At 58.7% G+C, this 22,899-nt stretch carries 20 protein-coding genes, 2 tRNA genes and 1 pseudogene; 15 read left to right on the top strand and 8 right to left on the bottom strand.

Features of this window, described 5'->3' with window-relative positions:
• The first annotated feature begins 24 nt into the window (after positions 1 to 24).
• Genes phrB through AB7M26_RS10265 form a run of 3 tightly spaced genes read left to right on the top strand, consistent with a single transcriptional unit; the run spans position 25 to position 2,672 of the window.
• Complete coding sequence (phrB, locus tag AB7M26_RS10275; protein ID WP_123501302.1) at positions 25 to 1,473, top strand: deoxyribodipyrimidine photo-lyase; 1,449 nt, start codon at positions 25 to 27, stop codon at positions 1,471 to 1,473.
• A gap of 56 nt (positions 1,474 to 1,529) precedes the next feature.
• On the top strand, positions 1,530 to 2,306 hold the full coding sequence (locus tag AB7M26_RS10270; RefSeq protein ID WP_123501304.1) for an SDR family NAD(P)-dependent oxidoreductase: 777 nt from the start codon (positions 1,530 to 1,532) through the stop codon (positions 2,304 to 2,306).
• Positions 2,307 to 2,366: 60 nt separating this feature from the next.
• Complete coding sequence (locus AB7M26_RS10265) at positions 2,367 to 2,672, top strand: YkgJ family cysteine cluster protein (RefSeq protein WP_123501306.1); 306 nt, start codon at positions 2,367 to 2,369, stop codon at positions 2,670 to 2,672.
• A gap of 117 nt (positions 2,673 to 2,789) precedes the next feature.
• Here AB7M26_RS10265 and AB7M26_RS10260 read toward each other — a convergent pair whose 3' ends face one another.
• From AB7M26_RS10260 to hemA, 6 genes are all read right to left on the bottom strand, one after another.
• Positions 2,790 to 3,308 (bottom strand): acyloxyacyl hydrolase, encoded by a 519-nt coding sequence (locus tag AB7M26_RS10260; protein WP_123501308.1) that lies wholly within the window; start codon positions 3,306 to 3,308, stop codon positions 2,790 to 2,792.
• Between the two features lie 119 nt (positions 3,309 to 3,427).
• Positions 3,428 to 4,219, bottom strand: coding sequence for a glutamate racemase (gene murI, locus AB7M26_RS10255; RefSeq protein ID WP_123501310.1), 792 nt, complete (start codon positions 4,217 to 4,219; stop codon positions 3,428 to 3,430).
• Entirely contained in the window at positions 4,212 to 4,967 is a 756-nt protein-coding gene (locus AB7M26_RS10250) for a molybdopterin-synthase adenylyltransferase MoeB (protein ID WP_123501312.1), read from the bottom strand. The genes murI and AB7M26_RS10250 overlap by 8 nt, the downstream gene beginning before the upstream one ends.
• Positions 4,961 to 5,791, bottom strand: coding sequence for a peptide chain release factor N(5)-glutamine methyltransferase (gene prmC, locus AB7M26_RS10245; RefSeq protein ID WP_123501314.1), 831 nt, complete (start codon positions 5,789 to 5,791; stop codon positions 4,961 to 4,963). Before prmC ends, AB7M26_RS10250 begins: the two co-directional genes overlap by 7 nt.
• Entirely contained in the window at positions 5,792 to 6,874 is a 1,083-nt protein-coding gene (gene prfA, locus AB7M26_RS10240) for a peptide chain release factor 1 (protein WP_095051167.1), read from the bottom strand.
• Positions 6,871 to 8,160 (bottom strand): glutamyl-tRNA reductase, encoded by a 1,290-nt coding sequence (gene hemA, locus AB7M26_RS10235; RefSeq protein ID WP_123501315.1) that lies wholly within the window; start codon positions 8,158 to 8,160, stop codon positions 6,871 to 6,873. The genes prfA and hemA overlap by 4 nt, the downstream gene beginning before the upstream one ends.
• A gap of 235 nt (positions 8,161 to 8,395) precedes the next feature.
• On the opposite strand from hemA, the gene AB7M26_RS10230 reads away from it, so the two are divergent.
• The 9 genes from AB7M26_RS10230 to AB7M26_RS10190 all read left to right on the top strand — a co-directional run bounded on the left by AB7M26_RS10230 (position 8,396) and on the right by AB7M26_RS10190 (position 16,490).
• Positions 8,396 to 10,120, top strand: a complete 1,725-nt coding sequence (locus AB7M26_RS10230) for a tetratricopeptide repeat protein (protein ID WP_123501317.1) — start codon at positions 8,396 to 8,398, stop codon at positions 10,118 to 10,120.
• Positions 10,121 to 10,124: 4 nt separating this feature from the next.
• Positions 10,125 to 10,742 carry a lipoprotein insertase outer membrane protein LolB gene (lolB, locus tag AB7M26_RS10225; protein WP_008074188.1) on the top strand — a complete coding sequence of 206 codons (618 nt, stop codon included), beginning with the start codon at positions 10,125 to 10,127 and terminating at the stop codon, positions 10,740 to 10,742.
• A 2-nt stretch (positions 10,743 to 10,744) separates the two neighbouring features.
• Positions 10,745 to 11,596: a 4-(cytidine 5'-diphospho)-2-C-methyl-D-erythritol kinase gene (gene ispE, locus AB7M26_RS10220; RefSeq protein WP_123501319.1), complete on the top strand. Its 852-nt coding sequence runs from the start codon at positions 10,745 to 10,747 to the stop codon at positions 11,594 to 11,596.
• A 37-nt stretch (positions 11,597 to 11,633) separates the two neighbouring features.
• Positions 11,634 to 11,708, top strand: a tRNA-Gln gene (locus tag AB7M26_RS10215).
• Between the two features lie 46 nt (positions 11,709 to 11,754).
• Positions 11,755 to 12,696 (top strand): ribose-phosphate pyrophosphokinase, encoded by a 942-nt coding sequence (locus tag AB7M26_RS10210; protein WP_003171603.1) that lies wholly within the window; start codon positions 11,755 to 11,757, stop codon positions 12,694 to 12,696.
• 142 nt (positions 12,697 to 12,838) lie between these two features.
• Complete coding sequence (locus tag AB7M26_RS10205) at positions 12,839 to 13,438, top strand: 50S ribosomal protein L25/general stress protein Ctc (protein ID WP_123501321.1); 600 nt, start codon at positions 12,839 to 12,841, stop codon at positions 13,436 to 13,438.
• Between the two features lie 168 nt (positions 13,439 to 13,606).
• Positions 13,607 to 14,191 carry an aminoacyl-tRNA hydrolase gene (pth, locus tag AB7M26_RS10200; RefSeq protein WP_007905795.1) on the top strand — a complete coding sequence of 195 codons (585 nt, stop codon included), beginning with the start codon at positions 13,607 to 13,609 and terminating at the stop codon, positions 14,189 to 14,191.
• A 22-nt stretch (positions 14,192 to 14,213) separates the two neighbouring features.
• Positions 14,214 to 15,314 (top strand): redox-regulated ATPase YchF, encoded by a 1,101-nt coding sequence (gene ychF, locus AB7M26_RS10195; RefSeq protein ID WP_123501323.1) that lies wholly within the window; start codon positions 14,214 to 14,216, stop codon positions 15,312 to 15,314.
• A 162-nt stretch (positions 15,315 to 15,476) separates the two neighbouring features.
• The gene (locus AB7M26_RS10190; RefSeq protein WP_123501325.1) at positions 15,477 to 16,490 is read left to right on the top strand and encodes a 1-aminocyclopropane-1-carboxylate deaminase; all 1,014 of its coding nucleotides are present in this window, start codon (positions 15,477 to 15,479) and stop codon (positions 16,488 to 16,490) included.
• Between the two features lie 15 nt (positions 16,491 to 16,505).
• Here the strand turns inward: AB7M26_RS10190 and AB7M26_RS10185 are convergent, their stop codons facing one another.
• The gene (locus tag AB7M26_RS10185; RefSeq protein ID WP_123501327.1) at positions 16,506 to 17,723 is read right to left on the bottom strand and encodes an MFS transporter; all 1,218 of its coding nucleotides are present in this window, start codon (positions 17,721 to 17,723) and stop codon (positions 16,506 to 16,508) included.
• 322 nt (positions 17,724 to 18,045) lie between these two features.
• Here AB7M26_RS10185 and AB7M26_RS10180 point away from each other — a divergent pair, with 322 nt between their 5' ends.
• The 3 genes from AB7M26_RS10180 (at position 18,046) to ggt (ending at position 22,290) form a co-directional block, all read left to right on the top strand.
• Complete coding sequence (locus tag AB7M26_RS10180; protein ID WP_123501329.1) at positions 18,046 to 20,103, top strand: methyl-accepting chemotaxis protein; 2,058 nt, start codon at positions 18,046 to 18,048, stop codon at positions 20,101 to 20,103.
• Between the two features lie 116 nt (positions 20,104 to 20,219).
• Positions 20,220 to 20,296, top strand: a tRNA-Met gene (locus AB7M26_RS10175).
• A gap of 149 nt (positions 20,297 to 20,445) precedes the next feature.
• Positions 20,446 to 22,290, top strand: coding sequence for a gamma-glutamyltransferase (ggt, locus tag AB7M26_RS10170; RefSeq protein ID WP_123501331.1), 1,845 nt, complete (start codon positions 20,446 to 20,448; stop codon positions 22,288 to 22,290).
• A gap of 129 nt (positions 22,291 to 22,419) precedes the next feature.
• Here ggt and AB7M26_RS10165 read toward each other — a convergent pair.
• Positions 22,420 to 22,851: pseudogene (locus AB7M26_RS10165) on the bottom strand (methyl-accepting chemotaxis protein); the annotation flags it as partial.
• Positions 22,852 to 22,899: the final 48 nt, after the last annotated feature.

Genomic DNA, 22,899 nt, shown 5'->3' with positions numbered 1-22,899 from the left:
TTCAATGATCGTGCGGACACCACCATGCAATTGATCTGGCTGCGCAGCGACTTGCGTCTACACGACAACACCGCCCTCTCGGCCGCTGCAGCCCGCGGCCCGAGTGTGGCGGTGTATTTGCTGAGTCCGCAGCAATGGCTGGCGCATGACGACGCGCCGTGCAAAGTGGATTTCTGGCTGCGCAACCTGAGCGAATTACGTCATGCGCTGGGCGCCCTGAACATCCCGCTGCTGATTCGCACGGCGTCCCGCTGGGATGAGGCACCGAAGGTCCTGCTCGAGTTGTGCCAGCAATTGAAGATCGACGCAGTGCACGTCAACGAGGAATACGGCATTCATGAAACCCGTCGTGATGCCGCGGTGGCCCAAATCCTGAAAGCCCAAGGCATCGACTTTTACCGCTACCTTGATCAACTGCTGTTCAAGCCTGGCACAGTGCTGACCAGAGCCGGCACCTATTTCCAGGTCTTCAGCCAGTTCCGCAAGGTCTGCTACGAACGCTTGCATGCATCATTGCCGAGATTGGTTACCGCCCCCGCCATCCAGGCGCCGCTGGGTATCGCCAGCGACGAACCGCCCTCTTGTGTCGAGGGTTTCGACACGCCCAGCGACAGTTTGCGTGCTCTCTGGCCGGCCGGCGAAACCGAGGCCCGACGCCGTCTCGAGACCTTTGTCGACGCACAGATCGACTATTACCACAGCGAGCGCGATTTCCCGGCAAAACCCGGCACCAGCCAGCTCTCGGCCTATCTCACCGCCGGAGTCATCTCCCCTCGCCAGTGTCTGCACGCCGCGTTGCAAAGCAATCAGGGGGAATTCGAAAGCGGCAAGGTCGGTGCCGTCACCTGGATCAACGAGTTGCTGTGGCGCGAATTCTACAAACACATTCTGGTGGGCTACCCACGGGTTTCCCGACACCGCGCCTTTCGCCCGGAAACCGAAGCCCTGGCCTGGCGTGATGCCCCGCAAGACCTCCAGGCCTGGCAGCAAGGCCGTACCGGCCTGCCGATCATTGATGCCGCCATGCGCCAATTGCTGGAAACCGGCTGGATGCACAACCGTCTGCGCATGGTCGTGGCAATGTTCCTGACCAAAAACCTGCTGATCGACTGGCGTGAAGGCGAGCGTTTCTTCATGCGGCATCTGATTGACGGCGATCTGGCGGCGAACAACGGTGGCTGGCAGTGGAGTTCGTCCACTGGCACCGATTCGGTGCCCTACTTCCGCATTTTCAACCCCCTGAGCCAGTCGGAAAAATTCGACGCCGAAGGGGTTTTCATCAAGCATTGGTTGCCGCAGATCAACGAAATGAATAAAAAAGACCTGCACAATCGCGCGAGACTCGACGGATTATTCGGCGTGACGGATTATCCATCGCCGATTGTCAACCTGAGCACTTCCCGCGAACGGGCCTTAGCCGCGTTCAAAAACCTGCCGTCGCGACAGGGTTTATCGCCACCGGAATCGCTTTGATAGCGCAGTTTTACGTATGAACATGGAATTGAATCAGGAAGACAGAGGGGATTGAGATGAGTCGTACACCTCCAAGGCGATACTGGTTGACCGGCGCCAGCAACGGTATTGGGACCGCGCTGGCCGAAGAAATACTGAAAACCGGTGCCCACCTGGCCCTCAGCTCCCGCTCATTGGCGCCCTTGAAAGCCTTGTCTCAGCGTTATCCCGGCCAAGTGTTGGTGGTTGCCGGTGATTTGACCAACAGCCAACAGGTGCGCGAAATCGGCGAGCAGATTGCCAGGCAATGGGGCTCTCTGGACACCATGGTCCTCAACGCGGGGACCTGCGAATACGTCGACGTCAATCAGCTCGACTCATCAATCATCGAGCACATCGTGCGCACCAACCTGCTTGCCAGCAGCTATTGCATCGAAGCCGCCCGCCCCCTGCTGCGAGCGGGCACTGCGCCGCATCTGGTGGTCATGGCCAGCTCGGTGACCTACCTGCCTCTGCCACGGGCCGAAGCCTATGGCGATTCAAGGCCCGGATTGCGTCACCTTTTCGAGTCCTTGCGCATCGACGTGGCGCCGGAAAACATCGAAATGACCATCGTCAGCCCAGGATTTATCGATCCCCCTCTGAGTAACGACGTTCCACTACACATCGACTGGTCGGCGTGCAACGCTGCGCGGTACCTCTTCGACCTGCTCAAGCATCGGCCACTGGAACTCCCCTTACCGGAACTGCTCATGCCTGTCCTTTGGCCTCTGCCGCAAAATCCCGGCCAGACGGGACTGGAAATTGGCAAATGCCTGGAGCGAAACAATCCGCCAACCGAAGATCTGCCATGAAGCCTGAGCGTCCGTCAGGCCTTTCACACAGTGTGACCCCACTGGCTTACACTGCGCGCCATGAAAACCATTCCCCACAAGCAAATCGCCGAACCGGCGGTCACCTGCTCGACCTGCGCAGCCTGCTGCTGTCAGCTTGAAGTCATGTTGATCACCGACACCGGCGTGCCCGAGCGTTTTATCGATACCGACGATTGGGGTGGGGAAGTCATGCTGCGACTGGATGACGGCTGGTGCGCCGCACTGGATCGCGACAGCATGATGTGCACCATCTACGAAAAACGTCCGCTGATTTGCCGGGAGTTCGAAATGGGCGCACCGGAATGCATCACCGAACGCCAGGGGATTGCGACGGCGTATCGCTGAAAGGGCCGATTTTAGAGATGTGTCAGCAGGTCTGACGTCTTCGCGGGCAAGCCTCGCTCCTACATTAGGGTAAGGTGGTCTCTGTAGGAGCGAGGCTTGCCCGCGAAGCTTTTGACGTTACAACGGCATCGTGTAATGCAGCGAGTAACTCTCTACGCCATCGTTCGGGCTGCTGATCCCCGCATTGGAATAGTGCGTGGCGCGAACCCCGACTTCATGCCCGCCGGTAAAGCGCAGACCAAACCCGAAACGGTCTTCGAACTGAAAGGCACTGCCCAGTTTGTTGTCTTCGACTTCAGTGTTGGCAAACACTGCGATACCGATACCCGCTTCAACGTAGGGTTTGATGGTCTCACCGGCAAACTCATACACCAGTACCGGCGAGAACGACACACTGTGATTGCTCGACGTTTCATCGCCCTCCCAGTAGGTGTAAGCGCCGCTCCAGTAGCCGGTCAAGCGACCGATATCACTCTGCAACCAGCTCTTGTCCCAGTCGAATTGCATGCCCAGTCGGTAAGTCATGGTCGAATCGCTGGTCTGGCCGACCCCGAATTCCACCCCTGCTGCCTGCGCGGTAAAACTGTGCCCCATCAATGCGGTCGCAATCGCGGCCAAGCAGAATAGTCGCTTCATTAGAAACATCCTTTTCCGAACAATTTCGTATGGTTTTATGCTGCCCAACAGACAAAGCTATAGAAGTTGAAGCTTGATCAGAAGTTCAGCTCAATTATTCGTGTCATCTCTTTTTTTATCTACAAGTCGAAGCTTTGCACAACACCCGTCGAATGCCACAAAACCGGCAAGATATTTCTGAAATGTTCCGGATCCGCACTCGTCCAGAACCGGGCAGCGCGAGCAGGCCCCTCGGCCAGCAACTCACGCTCTGCCAACAATCGTTGAAGCTGCCGGGCCACAGCGGCACCGGTATCGATCAGGCTGATGTTCTGGGGGAGCAACTGCTTAAGCAGAGGCTTTAGGAAAGGATAATGCGTGCAGCCAAGAATGATTGTGTCTGCACCTTCAGCCAGCAGCGGATCGACATACCCTTGCAGCAACTGACGCAATGCCTCGCTGTGCAAATCGCCATTTTCAATCAGCTCCACCAGCCCGGGGCATGGCTGAGTGATGACTCGCACATCGGCGGCGAAACGGTCGAGCAAGGCGGCGAACTTCGCACTCTGTAAAGTGCCGGTGGTGGCGAGTACGCCAACGACACCGCTGCGCGTTGCCGCAGCCGCCGGTTTGACCGCAGGCTCCATGCCGACGATGGGCCACTCGGGGAAATCGCGACGCAAGTCCGCAACACCCGCGACGGTCGCGGTATTGCAAGCGAGCACCAGCGCCTTGGCGCCCTGCTGCTGAAAGAACTGCGCCATGACACTGCAACGCTGACGGATGAATGCCGGGGATTTCTCACCGTAGGGAATATTCCCGCAATCGCCGAGGTACAACAGAGATTCATTGGGCAGCAACTGCTGGATCTCGGCCAGCACGGAGAGGCCACCGACGCCGGAATCGAATACAGCAATCGGCGCTTCACGCATGGCTTGACCCGCAGACGCTACAGCCCGGATCACGCTTGACCCGCAATTCACGGAAGCGCGTGCCCAAGGCATCGATCAATAACAGGCGTCCCACCAGCGGTTCGCCGAACCCCACCAGCAATTTCAACGCTTCGAGGGCTTGCAGGCTACCAACCAGGCCCACCAGCGGACCGAGTACGCCGGCCTCGCTGCAAGTCAACTCAGCTTCGCTGCCGTGCCCGTATAAACAGTGATAGCACGGGCTTTCCGGACGACGGGAGTCGAAGACCGACAATTGCCCTTCCAGCCGAATCGCCGCGCCGCTGACCAGCGGTTTGCGCGTCGCTACACACGCGGCGTTGACCGCTTCGCGGGTGGAAAAATTATCGGAACAGTCCAGCACCAGATCCACCGCCGCAACGGCCGCCGCCAGGGAATCTTCACCGAGTGCGGTGCGATGGGCGATCAGTTGAATCTGGGGATTGATCGCAGTCAGGCGACGGATCGCCGAATCGACTTTGCTCAAGCCGACGCTGTCGGTGTCATGAACGATCTGACGTTGCAGATTGGTCAGGTCGACCGTGTCGAAATCCGCCAGATGCAACTCACCGACACCGGCCGCAGCCAGGTACAGCGCCACCGGTGAGCCCAGACCTCCGAGGCCGACAATCAGCACACGGCTTTCTTTGAGCCGTAACTGGCCGTCGATGTCGACGTGTTGCAGCAGAATCTGTCGGCTATAGCGCAATAATTCCTGATCATTCAGCACGGCAAGCGCCCCAGACTGATGCGTTCGTGACCGCCCAGATCGGTGCGGCTGTGGACCTCTTCAAAGCCGCGGGTCAGCAGCAAATCGCGCACGGCCTCGGCTTGATCGTAACCATGTTCGAGCATCAACCAGCCACCCGCCTCAAGATGATCCGGTGCCTGATCGACGATCAGACGCAAATCGTCGAGCCCATCGACGCCGGCCACCAGGGCACTGGCCGGCTCGAAGCGCACGTCACCCTCCGCCAGATGCGGATCGGTCGAAGCAATGTAGGGCGGATTGCTGATGATCAATTGAAAGCGCTGGCCTTCCAAAGCACTGAACCAATGACTACTCAGCACCGTGGCGTTGTTCAGGTGCAGCCGCTGGCGATTGCGCTCAGCCAGGGCCACGGCTTCCAGCACGCGATCCACGGCGGTGACTTTCCAGGCCGGACGCTCGCTGGCCAGCGCCAGGGCAATGGCGCCGCTGCCGGTGCCCAGATCAAGAACCCTGGCCGGGGTCGCCGGCAACAGCTCCAACGCGGTTTCTACCAGCAGTTCGGTGTCAGGACGCGGAATCAGCGTGTGGGGCGCGACTTCCAGGTCAAGTTTCCAGAAGCCCTGCTGCCCCAGAATGTAAGCCACCGGCTCACCGCTACGGCGGCGTTGCAGGTACTCGGCAAATTTCAGTGCCGCTTCGCTCGGAACGATACGCTCAGGCCAGGTGTGCAGAAAGCTGCGGGATTTACCCAAGGCAGCCGCCAGCAGCAATTCGGCATCCAGACGCGCGGTGGGCGAGTCGGGCAAATCAGCGGCGCGCAGCAAACTGGCAATGATCGTCATTTACTCACCTATCGCTGCCAATTGGTCGGCCTGATATTCGGCCAGCAACGGTTCGATGACCGCATCCACGCCACCGGCGAGAATTTCGTCGAGCGAATACAGCGTCAGGTTGACCCGATGGTCGGTGACCCGGCCTTGGGCAAAGTTATAGGTGCGAATACGCTCGGAACGGTCACCGGAACCTACCAGTAATTTACGCTCGCTCGCGATAGCGTTCGCGGCGGCGCTGGTCTGCTGGTCGTTGAGCTTGGCCGACAGCCAGGACATCGCCCGGGCGCGGTTCTTGTGCTGGGAACGTTCTTCCTGGCACTCGACGACAATACCGGACGGCAAGTGCGTGATACGGATTGCCGAATCGGTCTTGTTGACGTGCTGACCACCGGCACCGGAGGAGCGATAGGTGTCGACCCGCAGATCCGCCGGATTGATCTCGATCGCTTCCTGCTCGTCCGGCTCGGGCAACACGGCCACGGTGCAGGCCGAGGTGTGGATGCGGCCTTGGGATTCAGTGGCCGGGACCCGCTGTACGCGGTGCGCGCCGGATTCGAATTTCAGCTTGCCGTAGACATTCTCGCCTTCGACCCGGGCAATGACTTCTTTATAGCCGCCGTGTTCGCCTTCGTTCTCCGAGAGAATCTCTACCCGCCAACCACGTCGCTCGGCATAACGCGAATACATGCGGAACAGGTCACCGGAGAAAATCGCCGCTTCGTCACCGCCGGTGCCGGCACGGATTTCGAGGAATACGTTGCGTCCGTCGTTCGGATCCTTGGGCAGCAGCATGCGTTGCAGTTGGGCTTCGATTTCGATCAATTGCTCTTTGGCTTCGCGGACTTCTTCCACGGCCATTTCGCGCATGTCCGGATCGCTGTCCTTGAGCAGCGCCTGCGCCCCTTCGAGGTCCCCCTGCACTTTAAGCAGCTGTTTATAGGTACCAACGATCGGCTCGACTTCCGCGTATTCCTTGGAATAGGTACGGAACTTGTTTTGATCGGAAATGACCTCGCCGTCGCCAAGCAGGGCGGTCAATTCCTCGAAACGGTCCTGGAGGATGTCCAGCTTATTGAGCAGTGACGCTTTCATTGCGGTTTCTTATCCGAAAAGCTATCCGATGAGCCCTCACCGAGGGCAAAGAGTTCCTGGGCCATGGCCAGCGCATCGAGGCGGCCTTCGGCAGAGAGCTTTTTCAACTGCACGCTCGGTGCGTGCAAGAGCTTATTGGTCAGGCCGCGGGCCAGTTGCACCAGCACGTCTTCGGCGCTGCTGCCATTGGCGAGCATGCGCTGAGCTTTAAGCAATTCTTCGTCACGCATGCGCTCGCTTTGTTGACGATAGGCCTTGAGCACATCTACCGCTGCCAGTTCGCGCAGGCGAACCATGAAATCTTCGGCACCGATCGACACCATCTCTTCGGCGGCCTGGGCTGCGCCCTGACGGCTCTTGAGGTTTTCGGCGACCACTTCGTGGAGATCGTCGACGCTATAGAGGTATACGTCGTCCAACTCGCCGACTTCCGGCTCGATATCCCGAGGAACGGCGATATCCACCATGAAAATCGGCTTGTGCTTGCGCAATTTCAAGGCACTTTCCACCGCGCCTTTACCGAGAATCGGCAACTGGCTGGCGGTGGAACTGATGACGATGTCGCTGCGCACCAGTTCTGCCGGGATGTCCGAGAGCAGCACTGCGTGGGCGCCGAACTGCTCGGCCAGGATGCTCGCGCGCTCCAGGGTGCGGTTGGCAACCACGATTCGCTTCACTCCCAGCTCATGCAGATGGCGGGCGACCAAGGTGATGGTCTCACCGGCGCCAATCAACAAAGCCTGGCTGCGTTGCAAATCACTGAAAATCTGTTTCGCCAGGCTGACCGCGGCAAACGCTACGGACACCGGGTTTTCGCCGATGGCGGTGTCGGTTCGCACCTGTTTGGCCGCATTGAATGTGGCCTGGAACAGCCGCCCAAGCAGCGGACCGATGGTGCCGGCCTCGCGAGCGACAGCGTAGGCCGATTTCATCTGACCGAGAATCTGCGGTTCGCCCAACACCAGCGAGTCGAGCCCGGAGGCAACCCGCATCATGTGACGAACTGCCGCATCATCTTCATGCACATAAGCGCTCGCGCGCAGCTCATCGAGGCTCAAATGATGATAATCGGCCAGCCAGCGCAATATGATGTCAGCCGAAAGGTGATCCTGTTCTATATACAGTTCACTGCGATTGCAGGTGGAGAGGATCGCAGCTTCGCGGCTGTCGGTGAGTCGGCAGAGCTGCTGCAAGGCCTCAACCAGCTGCTCAGGGGTAAAGGCCACGCGCTCGCGGACGTCTACTGAAGCAGTCTTGTGGTTAATACCGAGTGCAAGGAAGGCCATTCAAGGTCGCTGATGGTGACGTGAAGCCGACAATTGTCCTACTTCGACAGAGCCAGAACAACCACTCGATATCTATCGCTTAGGTAAGAGCTGCCGAAGGCTGCGATCCGTTCTCGTTTACAAGGGCGCCGGGCCTGCGGGGATTGCCCGCGCGGGTAAATTGGCCGGGCGGTTATGTTTGGCTCAAGGCTTGTGTCATGATGATCCGACCGCAGGTTAGTCGTCCTTTTCCTATATGAATAGATCTTCCGCGTTGCTCCTCGCTTTAGTCTTCCTCAGCGGCTGCCAGGCCTTGGCACCCGTTTCATCGGACGGTACGCCGCCGGTCGAAGACAGCACTCCGGCCCCTGAAAAGCCCAAGGTTTACAGCTCGTTCAGCGAAGAAACCATTTTCAGCCTGTTGAGCGCCGAACTGGCTGGCCAGCGCAATCGTTACGACATTGCCCTGGACAACTACGTGACCCAGGCCATCAATACCCAGGATCCGGGCATCTCCGAGCGGGCATTTCGCATTGCCGAGTATCTGGGTGCCGATCAGGCTGCCCTCGACACCGCACTGGTCTGGGCCAAAAACGCCCCGGACGATCTCGAGGCGCAACGGGCGGCTGCCGTGCAACTCGCCCGCGCCGGGCGTTACGACGACTCCATGGTCTATATGGAGAAAGTCCTGCAAGGCAAAGGCGACACGCATTTCGATTTTCTCGCCCTGTCCGCAGCCGATACCGACCAGGAAACGCGCAACGGTCTGATGAAAGGTTTTGACCGCTTGCTGCAGCGCCATCCGCACAACAACCAGCTGATTTTTGGCAAGGCCTTGTTGCTGCAACAGGACGGCGATGCCAAGGGCGCCCTGACCCTGCTCGAAGACAATCCGCCGGACGAAGGCGAAATAGCGCCTATCTTGCTGCGGGCGCGCCTGCTGCAAGGGCTCAACCGTGGCGATGAAGCCTTGCCGCTGCTGCAAAAAAGCATCAAAAAGTACCCGGACGACAAACGCCTGCGCCTGACTTACGCGCGCATGCTGGTTGAACAGGACCGCATGGACGACGCCAAGGTAGAGTTCTCGAGCCTGGTGCAGCAATACCCCGAAGACGACGAATTGCGTTATTCCCTGGCACTGGTCTGCCTGGAAGCCAAAGCCTGGGACGAAGCCAAAGGCTACCTGGAAGATTTGATCGCCCGGGAAAGCCACGTCGACTCTGCTCACTTGAACCTGGGGCGCATTGCCGAAGAGCGTAACGACCCGCAGGGCGCATTGATTGAATACGCCCAGGTCGGGCCGGGCAACGATTACCTGCCGGCGCAATTGCGTCTTGCCGATATTCTGATGAACAACGGCAAGACCGCCGAAGCCCAAAGCCGTCTGGCAGCGGAGCGCGGCGAGCAACCTGATTACGCGATCCAGTTGTATCTGATCGAAGCCGAAACCTTGTCCGCCAACAAACAGGGCGACAAGGCCTGGAAAGTCTTGCAGCAAGCCCTGCAGCAATACCCGGACGATCTGAATCTGCTGTATACCCGGGCCATGCTGGCAGAAAAACGCAATGACCTGGCGCAGATGGAAAAAGATCTGCGACTGATCATCAAGCGCGATCCGAACAACGCGATGGCGTTGAACGCCCTCGGCTACACCCTGTCCGACCGCACCACACGCTACGCCGAAGCCAAGGCCTTGATCGAACAGGCGCACCAGATCACCCCTGAAGACCCGGCCGTCCTGGACAGCCTCGGATGGGTCAATTTCCGCCTGGGCAACCTCGATGAAGCCGAACGCTATTTGCGCCAGGCGCTGGAGCGCTTCCCCGATCAGGAAGTTGCCGCGCACCTGGGCGAAGTCCTGTGGGCCAACGGCAAACAACGCGAAGCCAAGCAAATCTGGAGCAAGTTCCTCAAGGAACAACCCGACAGCCCTACCCTGCGTGGCACCATCAAACGCCTGACCGGATCAGAGACTCTTTAAAATTATGTTTTTGCGCCACCTCATTATTTTCAGCTTCATCGCCCTGCTCGCCGGTTGCGCGGGCTTCGTTGCCCGCGAATCGGTCCAGGGTCAAGGCAACAAGGCCCAATGGCGCGAGCACAAACAGCAACTGACCGGCCTTGATGGATGGCAGATCAACGGCAAAATCGGCATCCGCGCGCCAAAAGATTCGGGCAGCGGCACGTTGTTCTGGCTGCAACGCCAGGATTACTACGACATCCGCCTTTCCGGTCCGCTGGGTCGGGGCGCGGCCCGTTTGACCGGTCGTCCGGGCAAAGTCTCGCTGGAAGTAGCCAATCAGGGCCGCTATGACGCGCCGACCCCGGAAGCCCTGGTTGAAGAACAACTGGGCTGGAAATTGCCGGTATCCCATCTGGCATGGTGGGTTCGCGGGCTCCCGGCCCCGGACAGCAAAAGTCGCCTGACCCTCGACGTCGACAGCCGTCTGGCCAATCTCGAACAGGATGGCTGGCAGGTCGAGTACCTCAGTTATGCCGAGCAAAACGGCTACTGGCTGCCCGAGCGGATCAAACTGCATGGCACCGACCTTGATGTCACGCTGGTGATCAAGGAATGGCAACCACGCAAACTGGGGCAGTGAACATGACTGCGCCACGCCTGACATTGCCCTCGCCCGCCAAGCTCAACTTGATGCTGCACATCCTCGGTCGTCGCGAAGACGGTTACCACGAGTTGCAGACGATTTTTCAGTTCCTCGATTACGGCGATGAAATCACCTTCGCCGTTCGCGACGATGGCGTGATTCGGTTGCACACCGAATTCGCCGACGTCCCTCACGACAGCAACCTGATCGTCAAAGCCGCAAAAAAACTTCAGGCGCAATCCGGATGTTCGCTGGGCGTCGACATCTGGATCGAAAAAATCCTGCCCATGGGCGGTGGAATCGGTGGCGGCAGTTCGAATGCGGCAACCACGTTGCTGGGCCTCAATCATCTTTGGCAACTGGGTTGGGATGAGGATCGACTGGCCGCGCTGGGCCTTACGCTTGGCGCCGACGTCCCGGTTTTCGTGCGTGGCCACGCGGCTTTCGCCGAGGGCGTGGGGGAAAAACTCACCCCTGTAGAGCCCGAAGAACCGTGGTATCTCGTACTGGTGCCGCAAGTATCTGTAAGTACAGCAGAAATTTTTTCAGATCCACTGTTGACACGTAACACTCCTCCCATTAAAGTGCGCCCCGTTCCCAAGGGAAACAGTCGAAATGACTGCTTGCCGGTGGTAGCAAGGCGTTATCCAGATGTACGTAACGCATTGAATTTGTTAGGTAAATTTACCGAAGCAAAACTCACCGGAACTGGAAGTTGTGTGTTTGGGGGCTTCCCAAGCAAAGCTGAAGCTGATAAAGTCTCGGCCCTTCTGACAGAGACCCTTACAGGGTTTGTAGCAAAAGGAAGCAACGTTTCGATGTTGCATCGCAAGCTGCAAAGTCTGCTCTAACAGGAATCGGGTACTGGGTACTCGTTGCAACAGATACAGGGGCGTCGCCAAGCGGTAAGGCAGCAGGTTTTGATCCTGCCATGCGTTGGTTCGAATCCAGCCGCCCCTGCCATTTTTCTATACTCATCCAGGTTACCCTCAGCCTTCAGGTACTGCGCGTGTCCAAGATGATGGTCTTTACGGGGAACGCTAACCCCGATCTGGCTCGGCGTGTTGTACGTCAGCTGCATATCCCTCTCGGTGACATCTCTGTCGGAAAGTTCTCCGACGGCGAAATTACTGCCGAGATCAATGAAAACGTTCGCGGTAAAGACGTTTTCATTATTCAGCCGACTTGCGCTCCGACCAACGATAACCTGATGGAACTGGTAGTGATGGCTGATGCCTTCCGCCGCTCCTCGGCTACTCGTATCACTGCTGTTATTCCTTACTTTGGTTATGCCCGTCAGGATCGCCGTCCGCGTTCCGCACGTGTGGCTATCAGCGCGAAAGTCGTTGCTGACATGCTTACCGTAGTCGGCATCGACCGTGTTCTCACGGTTGATTTGCATGCTGACCAGATTCAGGGCTTCTTCGATATTCCGGTAGATAACATCTACGGCTCCCCGGTACTGGTGGATGACATTGAAGATCAGCGCTTCGAAAACCTGATGATCGTGTCCCCGGACATTGGTGGCGTCGTGCGTGCACGGGCTGTTGCCAAATCCCTGGGCGTGGATCTCGGGATCATCGACAAACGCCGTGAGAAAGCCAATCACTCTGAAGTGATGCATATCATCGGTGATGTCGAAGGGCGTACCTGTATTCTGGTCGATGACATGGTCGATACCGCCGGCACTCTGTGCCACGCGGCCAAGGCCTTGAAAGAGCATGGCGCTGCCAAGGTTTTCGCCTACTGCACGCACCCTGTGCTGTCGGGTCGGGCGATCGAAAACATTGAAAATTCCGTGCTGGACGAGCTGGTGGTAACAAATACCATCCCGCTGTCCGCTGCAGCACAAGCCTGTGCACGTATCCGTCAACTGGATATCGCGCCGGTAGTTGCCGAGGCGGTCCGCCGCATCAGCAATGAAGAATCGATCAGCGCGATGTTCCGTTAAGGGCCCTGCCCTTTTCATTACATCTCGTTGACGAAAAGCGCCCCGCCCCGGCATTCCTGTCGGGGCGGGGCTTTTTTGCCCATATCGCCTTTAGCGCTGGTCGCAAACGCTGGGGCGAATGTGGTTATTTTGGAGATACAACATGAACGATTTTACTCTGAATGCTGAAGTGCGTTCCGACCTGGGGAAAGGTGCGAGCCGCCGCCTGCGTCGTCTCGCAAGCCTGGTTCCAGCTGTAGTTTACGGTGGCGAAAAAGCCCCTGAATCCATCAGCATGCTGGCTAAAGAAGTTGCCAAACTGCTCGAAAACGAAGCGGCTTACAGCCACATCATCGAGCTGAACGTTGGCGGCACCAAGCAAAACGTAATCATCAAAGCCCTGCAGCGTCACCCGGCCAAAGGCCACGTGATGCACGCCGACTTCGTACGCGTTGTAGCTGGCCAGAAACTGACCGCTATCGTGCCTGTACACTTCGTTGGCGAAGCTGCTCCGATCAAGAAAGGCGGCGAAATCTCGCACGTTGTTTCTGAAATCGAAGTTTCGTGCCTGCCGAAAGACCTGCCTGAATTCATCGAAGTTGACCTGGCTGATGCCGAAGTCGGCGCGATCATTCACCTGTCTGACCTCAAAGCCCCTAAAGGCGTTGAGTTTGTTGCTCTGGCTCACGGTAACGACCTGGCTGTTGCCAACGTTCACGCTCCACGTGTTGCTCCAGAAGCTACTGAAGGCGCAGCAGAGTAATTTCACTCTGTTCGCCGGAGTGACCGGAACATCGCGGACTAGAGCGTAGCGAGAAAGCGGGCGAGAACGCGGAGTTTACATAATGGTAAATGAGCACTTGTCGTCCACTTTCGCCGCACACACTGGTTGCGGTGATGTTATCCACCACTCCAAGGAAGGGCCCCTATCGTGACTGCCATCAAACTGATCGTTGGCCTGGGAAATCCAGGCGCTGAATACGAACAGACCCGGCATAACGCAGGGGCCCTTTTTGTTGAGCGCATCGCGCACGCGCAGGGTGTCAACCTTGTGGCCGATCGCAAATATTTCGGCCTGACCGGGCGCTATTCGCATCAGGGTCAGGATGTTCGCCTGCTGATTCCCACCACCTACATGAACCGCAGCGGCCAGGCCGTCGCGGCACTTGCCGGCTTCTTCCGCATCAAGCCTGAAGAAATCCTGGTGGCGCATGACGAACTCGATCTGCCTCCGGGCGTTGCCAAGCTCAAACAGGGCGGCGGCCATGGCGGTCACAACGGGTTGCGCGACATCATCGCGCAACTGGGCAATCAGAATACCTTTCACCGCTTGCGGCTTGGCATTGGCCACCCGGGCGTTGCCAGTATGGTTTCAAATTTCGTCCTGGGTCGTGCGCCACGCGCCGAACAGGAAAAACTCGATGCCAGCATCGACTTTGCCCTCGGCGTGCTGCCGGATATCCTCGCCGGCGAATGGAACCGCGCGATGAAAAACCTGCACAGCCAGAAGGCCTGACTCACTCCTCGGGGAAAACACCATGGGATTCAATTGCGGCATCGTCGGCCTGCCTAACGTCGGCAAGTCCACCCTATTCAACGCCCTGACCAAATCCGGGATCGCGGCCGAGAACTTCCCCTTCTGCACCATCGAGCCGAACACCGGTATCGTGCCGATGCCGGATCCGCGTCTGGAAGCCCTGGCGGTCATCGTCAATCCCAAGCGCATCCTGCCGACTACCATGGAATTCGTCGACATCGCCGGCCTGGTTGCCGGTGCCTCGAAAGGTGAAGGCCTGGGCAACAAATTCCTCGCCAACATTCGCGAGACCGATGCTATCGCTCACGTGGTCCGCTGCTTCGAAGACGAGAATGTGATTCACGTCTCCAACAGCGTCGACCCGAAACGCGACATCGAGATCATCGACCTGGAACTGATCTTCGCCGACCTCGACAGTTGCGAGAAGCAACTGCAGAAAGTCGCCCGTAACGCCAAAGGGGGTGACAAGGACGCCGTAGTCCAGAAAGGCCTGCTGGAGCAATTGATCGCTCACTTCACCCTCGGCAAGCCAGCGCGCACGCTGATGAAGAACATGGGCGCCGACGACAAAGCGGTGATTCGTGGCTTCCATCTGCTGACCACCAAGCCGGTCATGTACATCGCCAACGTCGCTGAAGACGGTTTCGAAAACAACCCGCTGCTGGACATCGTCAAAGCCATCGCCGAAGAAGAAGGCGCCATGGTGGTTCCGGTCTGCAACAAGATCGAAGCCGAAATCGCCGAACTGGAAGACGGTGAAGAGAAAGACATGTTCCTCGAAGCCCTGGGCCTCGAAGAGCCTGGCCTGAACCGCGTAATCCGCGCTGGCTACGAAATGCTGCACCTGCAGACCTACTTCACCGCCGGTGTCGAAGAAGTCCGCGCCTGGACCGTCCGCGTCGGCGCCACCGCACCACAAGCCGCCGGCGTGATCCACACCGACTTCGAAAAAGGCTTCATCCGCGCCGAAGTCATCGCTTACGACGACTTCATTCAGTACAAGGGCGAAGCCGGCGCCAAAGAAGCTGGTAAATGGCGCCTGGAAGGCAAGGACTACATCGTTAAAGACGGCGACGTGATGCACTTCCGTTTTAACGTGTAACGGTGACCGTGGATTTACACGGAACTCGATAGACAGAAAATCCCCGTAATCACTCGCTGATACGGGGATTTTGCTTTTTGGGATCGCGGTGCCTAACGCGCAACTCCCTCACAGGTGCTCTGCTAGACTAAAAACGGCTCATCCCTGATCTGGAGAACCGTCATGTTGGAAAAATTTGAACGCTATCCACTCATGTTTGGCCCAACACCGATCGAGAAACTGAATCGTCTATCGGCCTGTCTCGGTGGCAATATCGAACTCTATGCCAAACGTGAGGACTGCAACTCTGGACTTGCGTTTGGCGGCAACAAGATCCGAAAGCTGGAATACATCATTCCCGATGCAATCGCTTCGCAGGCAGACACGTTAGTGTCCATCGGTGGCGTCCAGTCGAACCACACGCGCCAGGTCGCAGCTGTCGCGGCCAAACTCGGTATGAAGTGCCGTCTCGTTCAAGAAAGCTGGGTTCCATTCCCGGATGCGGTCTACGACCGGGTTGGGAATATTCTGATGAGCCGCGTGCTGGGAGCGGAGATTGAATTCGTCGACGAAGGTTTCGATATCGGTATCCGCGAGAGCTGGGAGCGGGCGCTGGAGGACGTCAAGGCCAAAGGAGGCAAACCCTATGCTATTCCCGCCGGTGCGTCCATGCACAAATATGGAGGTCTGGGCTATGTCGGCTTCGCCGAAGAAGTACGCGAGCAAGAAGCCAGGATGGGGATCAAATTTGATTACATCATCGTCTGCACGGTGACTGGCTCCACCCATGCGGGCATGCTGGTGGGGTTCGCCAAGGATGGTCGTGCTCGCAATGTGATTGGTATTGACGCCTCTGCCACGCCTGAGCAAACCAGGGCACAAGTATTGGCAATTGCTCAGCATACGGCGCAGCTTATTGGGCTTGGCCAGGAAATCACCGCTGACGATGTTGTCCTTAAAGAAGACTACGCCTATCCGGCCTACGGCATTCCATCAGAAGAAACCAACGCAGCCATCCGTTTGTGCGCTCGCATGGAAGGCATGATGACGGACCCGGTCTACGAGGGAAAATCCATGCAAGGCCTCATTGATCTCGTCCGCCAGGGGTTTTTCCCGACGGGGTCGAAGGTACTTTATGCACATCTCGGCGGGGTACCAGCGATTAACGCGTATAGCTATATCTATCGAAACGGCTGACTTTGCCGGTCCGCCTCAGACTTTTCGGGTTCTTGGCAAGAAGATCGCCAACACCCCCAGCAGCGGCAAGAACGAGCACAGGAAGTACACGTATTCAATGCCGTGAATATCCGCCAGATGCCCAAGCAATGCCGCGCCAATCCCGCCGAAACCGAACATCAGACCGAAGAATACCCCGGCAATCATTCCGACGTTCCCTGGCACCAGCTCCTGGGCATACACCACAATGGCCGAGAACGCCGAGGCGAGGATGAAACCGATCACCACGCTCAGGACGCTGGTCCAGAACAGGTCTACATGGGGCAGCAGCAGCGTGAACGGTGCGACGCCAAGGATCGAGAACCAGATTACCGCCTTGCGCCCGATCTTGTCGCCGATCGGCCCGCCGAAGAAGGTCCCCGCCGCTACAGCACCGAGAAACAGGAACAAATGCAGCTGCGAGCTGGCCACCGACAGGTCGAATTTTTCAATCAGGTAGAACGTGAAGTAACTGGTCAGGCTGGCCATGTAGAAGTACTTGGAAAACACCAGAAGCCCGAGCACTACCAGTGCGCTGATCACCCGTCGTTTCGACAGGCCATGAGTCGCTGCCTGACCTTGTTTGAGCTTGAACAGATTCAGATGGTTGGCGTACCAGCGACTGATCCGATACAGCACGAACAGTGCAAACAGCGCGAACAATCCGAACCAGGCCACATGACCCTGACCGTAGGGAATGATGATCGCCGCCGCCAGCAACGGCCCGAAGGCCGAGCCCGCATTACCACCGACCTGAAACGTCGACTGCGCCAAGCCGAAACGCCCACCCGAAGCCAATCGCGCCACCCGAGAAGCTTCCGGGTGAAAGGTCGATGAACCGACACCGATCAACCCCGCCGCCAGCAGAATCATCGGAAAACTTCCGACCACCGACATCATCAGAATGCCGATCAATGTGCACACGGTACCGGCCGGCAACAGCCAGGGCTTGGGATGACGATCCGTGTGGTAACCGACCCATGGTTGCAACAGCGACGCCGTCAGTTGGAAAGTCAGGGTGATCAGGCCGATCTGGGTGAAAGTCAGGCCATAGCTGGCCTTGAGCATCGGATAGATCGACGGCAATACCGCCTGAATCAAGTCGTTGATCAAATGCGCCAGCGCCACCGCGCCGATGATGCGCATGACCAACGGACTGCTTTGTGAAGTGGCGGGCGCCGACGTCGCGGCGGACTGAACGTTGCTAATGGCCATGAGAGTTTCCGTACTGCGGATGGGTGCGCACAGGCAGGTCGGTCAATGTGCCATTTTTTAGTGCGGTTGCGCCATCCCCTTAGCCTGCTAACGACCTTAATAAAAGGTGATAGCGCAACGCCATGGTCTGAATCTTGCCTTGCTTATCCGCTTCAACGCGGCCCCTTACAAAGGGGACCGAGAATGGGAAGTTTCGCTACAGAGTCGGCCTACAGAGCGGACCAAGGGTGAACTTTCGAGGCCTTTTAGAAGGGCACAAGTCGCGGTCGCAATGACCTCGACGCACGCCAATGGTGCGTGGTGTCCAGAGGAGTCATGGGGCATGCAGGCTTTTTTATCACCGGGGATCGGGCTGCTGGGGCGTTTCGGCTTCGCGCGCAAATTTCAGCTGCTGTTTCTGTTGTTTATCCTGCCGCTGGCGGGCAGCTTGTGGATGATCGGTCAGGACTATCGTGACAAGTTGAGCCTGATCTCTGGCGAACGCGCCGGGGTTCGGCAATTGCTCGCCCTCGATGCGCTCGACAACCTGCTCTCCGCCCAGCGTGACCGCGCCGCTCGTTGGCGCGCCACCGAAACCAATCGCCAGCCGACACCCGCAACCATCGCAGCCATGGCAGCGTTCGACGCGGTTCAGCCGGCCGTTGCCCAAGCCACCATGGACCTGGGCAATGCCCTGAAAACCGAAGGCGCCGAGGAGCAAACCCTCACCCGCTTTCAGGCTCTGCAATCCGCCCTCACCGGCCTGGACTCGAAAAGCCTGAGCAACGTCGGTTGGTGGCCAGATGGTTACGATCGCTTCACCCATGCCTTGAGTGCTCTGCAAGCCTTGCGCGAACAAATTGCCATGGACACTCGCCTGACCCTCGCACCGTGGCTGGAAACCTGGCTGCTGACGCAGATTTCCACGCAACACGCACCGGACCTGATCGAACGGGTCGGGCGTCTCGCCGCGGTCGGTCAGGCCTCAGTGGTATCCGGGCAGTTCACCCTGCAAAGCCGCCTGCAACTGCGGGACTTGCGCAGTCGCATCGGCGATGCGCGGGAGCAGCTTGTTAAAACAGCTGGCCTGCTGGAAACACGCCTGCCCAGCGCACTGCAAACTTGGGCCGGGCAATACCACGACAGCCTCAAACACCTGGACGCCGGTTTGAAAGTGCTGGACGAGGGCGTCTTCGGCGGCAGCATCAACCTCAAGCCGGAAGACTTTGAACGCAGCCTCGACGCCCTCCTCGGCGACCTCGCCTCGTTGCGTCAGCAATCGTTGGTTTCCCTGGATCAACGGCTGGATTATTACCACGGCTCGGCCATCCGCCAGTTCATTCTGGTGGCGATAATTTTTGGCTGCCTGCTGCTGGCCGCGCTGTACCTGTTTATCTGTCTGCAGGCTTCAATCCGTCGCAGCGCCAGTGGCATCACGCTCCTGGCCGAAGCACTGCGTGACGGCAACCTGAGCTTGCAAGTACCGGTGCAGGGCCGCGACGAACTGGCGGTAATCAGCACCGCCTTGAATGTCGCCGTGGTGCAACTGCGCAACAGTCTGTTGGGGGTCGATCACGAAACCCTGCAACTGAGCAACGCGGTGCGCACCCTCAACCATCACTCGAGTGGCGCCCTTGGGGAAGTCGAAGCTCAGCAACTGCAGATCAGCCAGATCGCCGCTGCAGCCACGCAATTGGCCGCGACCTCTCAAGGGGTCGCCCAGAGTTGCGAACAGGCCTCAGGCAGCGCTCAGCATACCCAGCGCATCGCCGCCGACAGCAGCCGTGACAGCCAACGCACGACAGCGAGTATACAGCAGCTCAATCAGCGTTTGAACGACACCGCAGCGGCATTGGGTCGGGTCAGCGAACAAGGACAGCAAATTCAATTGGTGGTCGATACCATTCGCGGCGTCGCCGAGCAGACCAACCTGCTGGCCCTCAACGCCGCCATCGAGGCCGCACGGGCCGGTGAGCAAGGTCGTGGTTTTGCCGTAGTGGCCGATGAAGTCCGTAGCCTGTCGCAACGCACCCAATCCTCCACCGCACAAATCGCCGGCACCGTCGACAGCTTGCGCAGCACAGTCAATGAAGCGGTAAGCCTGATGGAAGCCGCCTGCGGCCAGGCACAATCGGATGCGCAAGCCGTCACCGGTCTCGGCGAGCGCCTGGGGGAAATCGCCAGCGCGGTGCAGAGCGTCACCGACACCCTGGCGCAGATCGCCACCGCTGTCGAAGAGCAAGCGAGCACCGCCGATGAAGTCAGCGGCAACATCCAGCAAGTCGATCAGGCGGCGGTACGCTTACTTGACGGCGCACGGGCGGTGAACCTTGCGGCAGACACCTTGAGCCAGGGCAGTAAGGCCTTGAGTGCCAATACCGGCAGATTTCAGCTCAGTTGACGCCCTCCGCCAGCCCGATTTTTCGGGCCTGCGGGATAAGCGGTTGAAAGTGTAGAGAAATATTTTAAATTTACGCTTGACGCATTTCCATTACAGGTGAATAATGCGCGCCACTTGGCTACATAGCTCAGTTGGTTAGAGCATAGCATTCATAATGCTGGGGTCCGGGGTTCAAGTCCCTGTGTAGCCACCAAGTACTAAAAACGGCTTACCGAAAGGTAGGCCGTTTTTTTATGCCTCGAGAAAAGTGGCATTGTTTCAGGACAGCGGACCTGATTTGCGTCGCGTCCCCCAGGCCGATAAAGTCCCCGGACATTTTATCCCATGGACGGAGTGCCCCGCGTGTTCTCAGCCTTCCACTTGAGTCGCTATCGCCTGTCAGCTTTTTCGCTGATCGCCACCGCTTTAACCCTCGCCGCGTGTAATACCCTGCCCTCTTCGCCGCCAGTCTCTACTCTGCCGGTCGCGCCAGAAATCGCCTCCGGATATCGCACCGACCTGCAGACCCGGCACGCCTCGAAACACATGGCCGCAGCCGCCAACCCGCTGGCAGCCGAAGCCGGGCGCAAGATGCTGCGTCAGGGCGGCTCGGCGATTGATGCGGCCATTGCCATGCAAGCGGTGTTGACGCTGGTCGAACCGCAATCGTCGGGTATCGGTGGTGGCGCGTTGATTGTGCTGTGGGATGGCAAGGCTGTACGCACCTATGACGGGCGCGAAACCGCTCCGGCCGGCGCCACCGAGAAACTGTTCCTGCAAGCCGACGGCAAACCGATGCCGTTCACCCAGGCACAGATCGGCGGGCGCTCGGTGGGGACGCCGGGTGTATTGCGGGCGCTGGAGCTGGCCCATCAGAAAAACGGTCGTCTGCCGTGGGCGAAGTTGTTCGAGCCCGCCATCGAACTGGCGGAACAAGGCTTCGCCATTTCGCCACGCCTGCATCAACTGATCGCGGCAGACGCGTTCATACAGCGTTCACCAGACATGGCCGCCTACTTTCTGAATGCCGATGGCAGCCCGAAAGCCATCGGTACACAGCTGAAAAACCCGGCACTGGCCGCAGTGTTCAAGCGCATCGCCAAGGAAGGTCCCGATGCCCTGTACAAAGGACCAATCGCAAACGAGATCATCGCCAAGGTTCAGGGCCACGCCAACCCCGGCAGCCTGTCGCTAAACGATCTTCAAGGCTACAAGGCCAAGGAACGCGCGCCGTTATGCACCGACTACAAACGCTGGCAGGTTTGCGGCATGCCGCCACCGTCGTCGGGCGGGATCGCCGTGGCGCAAATTCTTGGCACCTTGCAGGCATTGGAATCCCGCCACCCGCGTTTTGCCCTGGCACCACTCAAACCGCTCAAGACTAGCAAACCGGCAGGCATCGAACCCGCCCCAGAAGCTGTGCACCTGATCGCCGAAGCCGAGCGCCTGGCTTACGCCGACCGAGCGCAGTACGTCGCCGACACCGACTTCGTACCTGTGCCGGTAAAAGGTCTGATCGACCCGACTTATCTGACCAGCCGCGCCTCCTTGATTGGCGATCGCAGCATGGGGCAGGCCAAACCCGGTACCCCACCGGGCATTCGGGTTGCCTATGCGCCGGACCGCTCGCCACTGCGCATCTCCACCTCGCAAGTGGTAGCAGTCGATGACGAAGGCGGCGCCGTGTCCATGACCACCACCGTGGAGGCAGCATTTGGCTCGCACCTGATGGTCCAGGGGTTCCTGCTCAACAACCAGATGACCGACTTCTCGTTCATTCCCGAAGAGAATGGGCAAAAAGTCGCCAACCGTGTTGAACCGGGTAAACGCCCGCGCTCGTCCATGGCACCCACGCTGATCTTCGACCGTCAGAACGGCGAGTTCCTGGCCACCGTCGGCTCCCCCGGCGGCTCGCAGATCATCGAATACGTGGCCAAATCCACCATCGGCCTGCTCGACTGGAACCTCGACCCGCAAGCGGCCATCAGCCTGCCCAATTTCGGCAGCCGCAACGGCCCGACCGAACTGGAACGGGGGCAGTTCAGCGAAGAGCTGATTCAGGCACTGAAGGACAAAGGGCACAACGTGAACGAGATCGACATGACCAGCGGGACTCAGGCGATTGTTCAGGTCAAGGATGCGCAGGGCAAAGCCGCGTTGGCCGGCGGGGCCGATCCGCGACGCGAGGGAGAAGCGTTGGGGGATTGAGTCGTACGCAAAACTGGGGAAAGGCTTACCGGGAGGTAGGCCTTTTTTTGTTAGCGAAGAATCCTGGTCTGATCAAGCCGCAAAAGCAGGCGTGACCTTTTTAGGGCTATTCACGCCGCACAGATAGCATCAAGTCGATAACTGATTGGCAAACTGCCCAACCGCGTTCACCACTTTCTGCGCCCCGTCCTGGATCTCGACGATCACTGTGCCCGCCTCCGCCGCCAGCGCCAGCCCCTGTTCGGCCTGGAGTCTGCCATCGGTCATCAGGGTCACGGCGTTGCGCGCCATGTCCTGGTTCTGGCGCACAACGCCGACAATTTCGTCGGTCGCCTGGCTGGTTCGCGAGGCCAGTTGCCGGACTTCATCAGCCACCACGGCAAAACCTCGACCCTGCTCACCGGCGCGAGCGGCTTCGATGGCCGCGTTGAGCGCTAGCAGGTTGGTCTGTTCGGCGATGCCACTGATGGTTTTGACGATGGTGCCGATCACCAGTGATTGCTCGTTCAGCGCCTCGATGCCTTCGCCAGCAGTTTGCATGTGTTTGGCCAAGTCACGCATGACGTCCACCGCTTGAGTCACTACGGTGGTACCGCGCTGGGCGCTGCT

It is taken from the genome of Pseudomonas sp. F-14 TE3482, from assembly GCF_053629455.1.
This window is presented reverse-complemented; position numbering and strand designations above follow the sequence as displayed.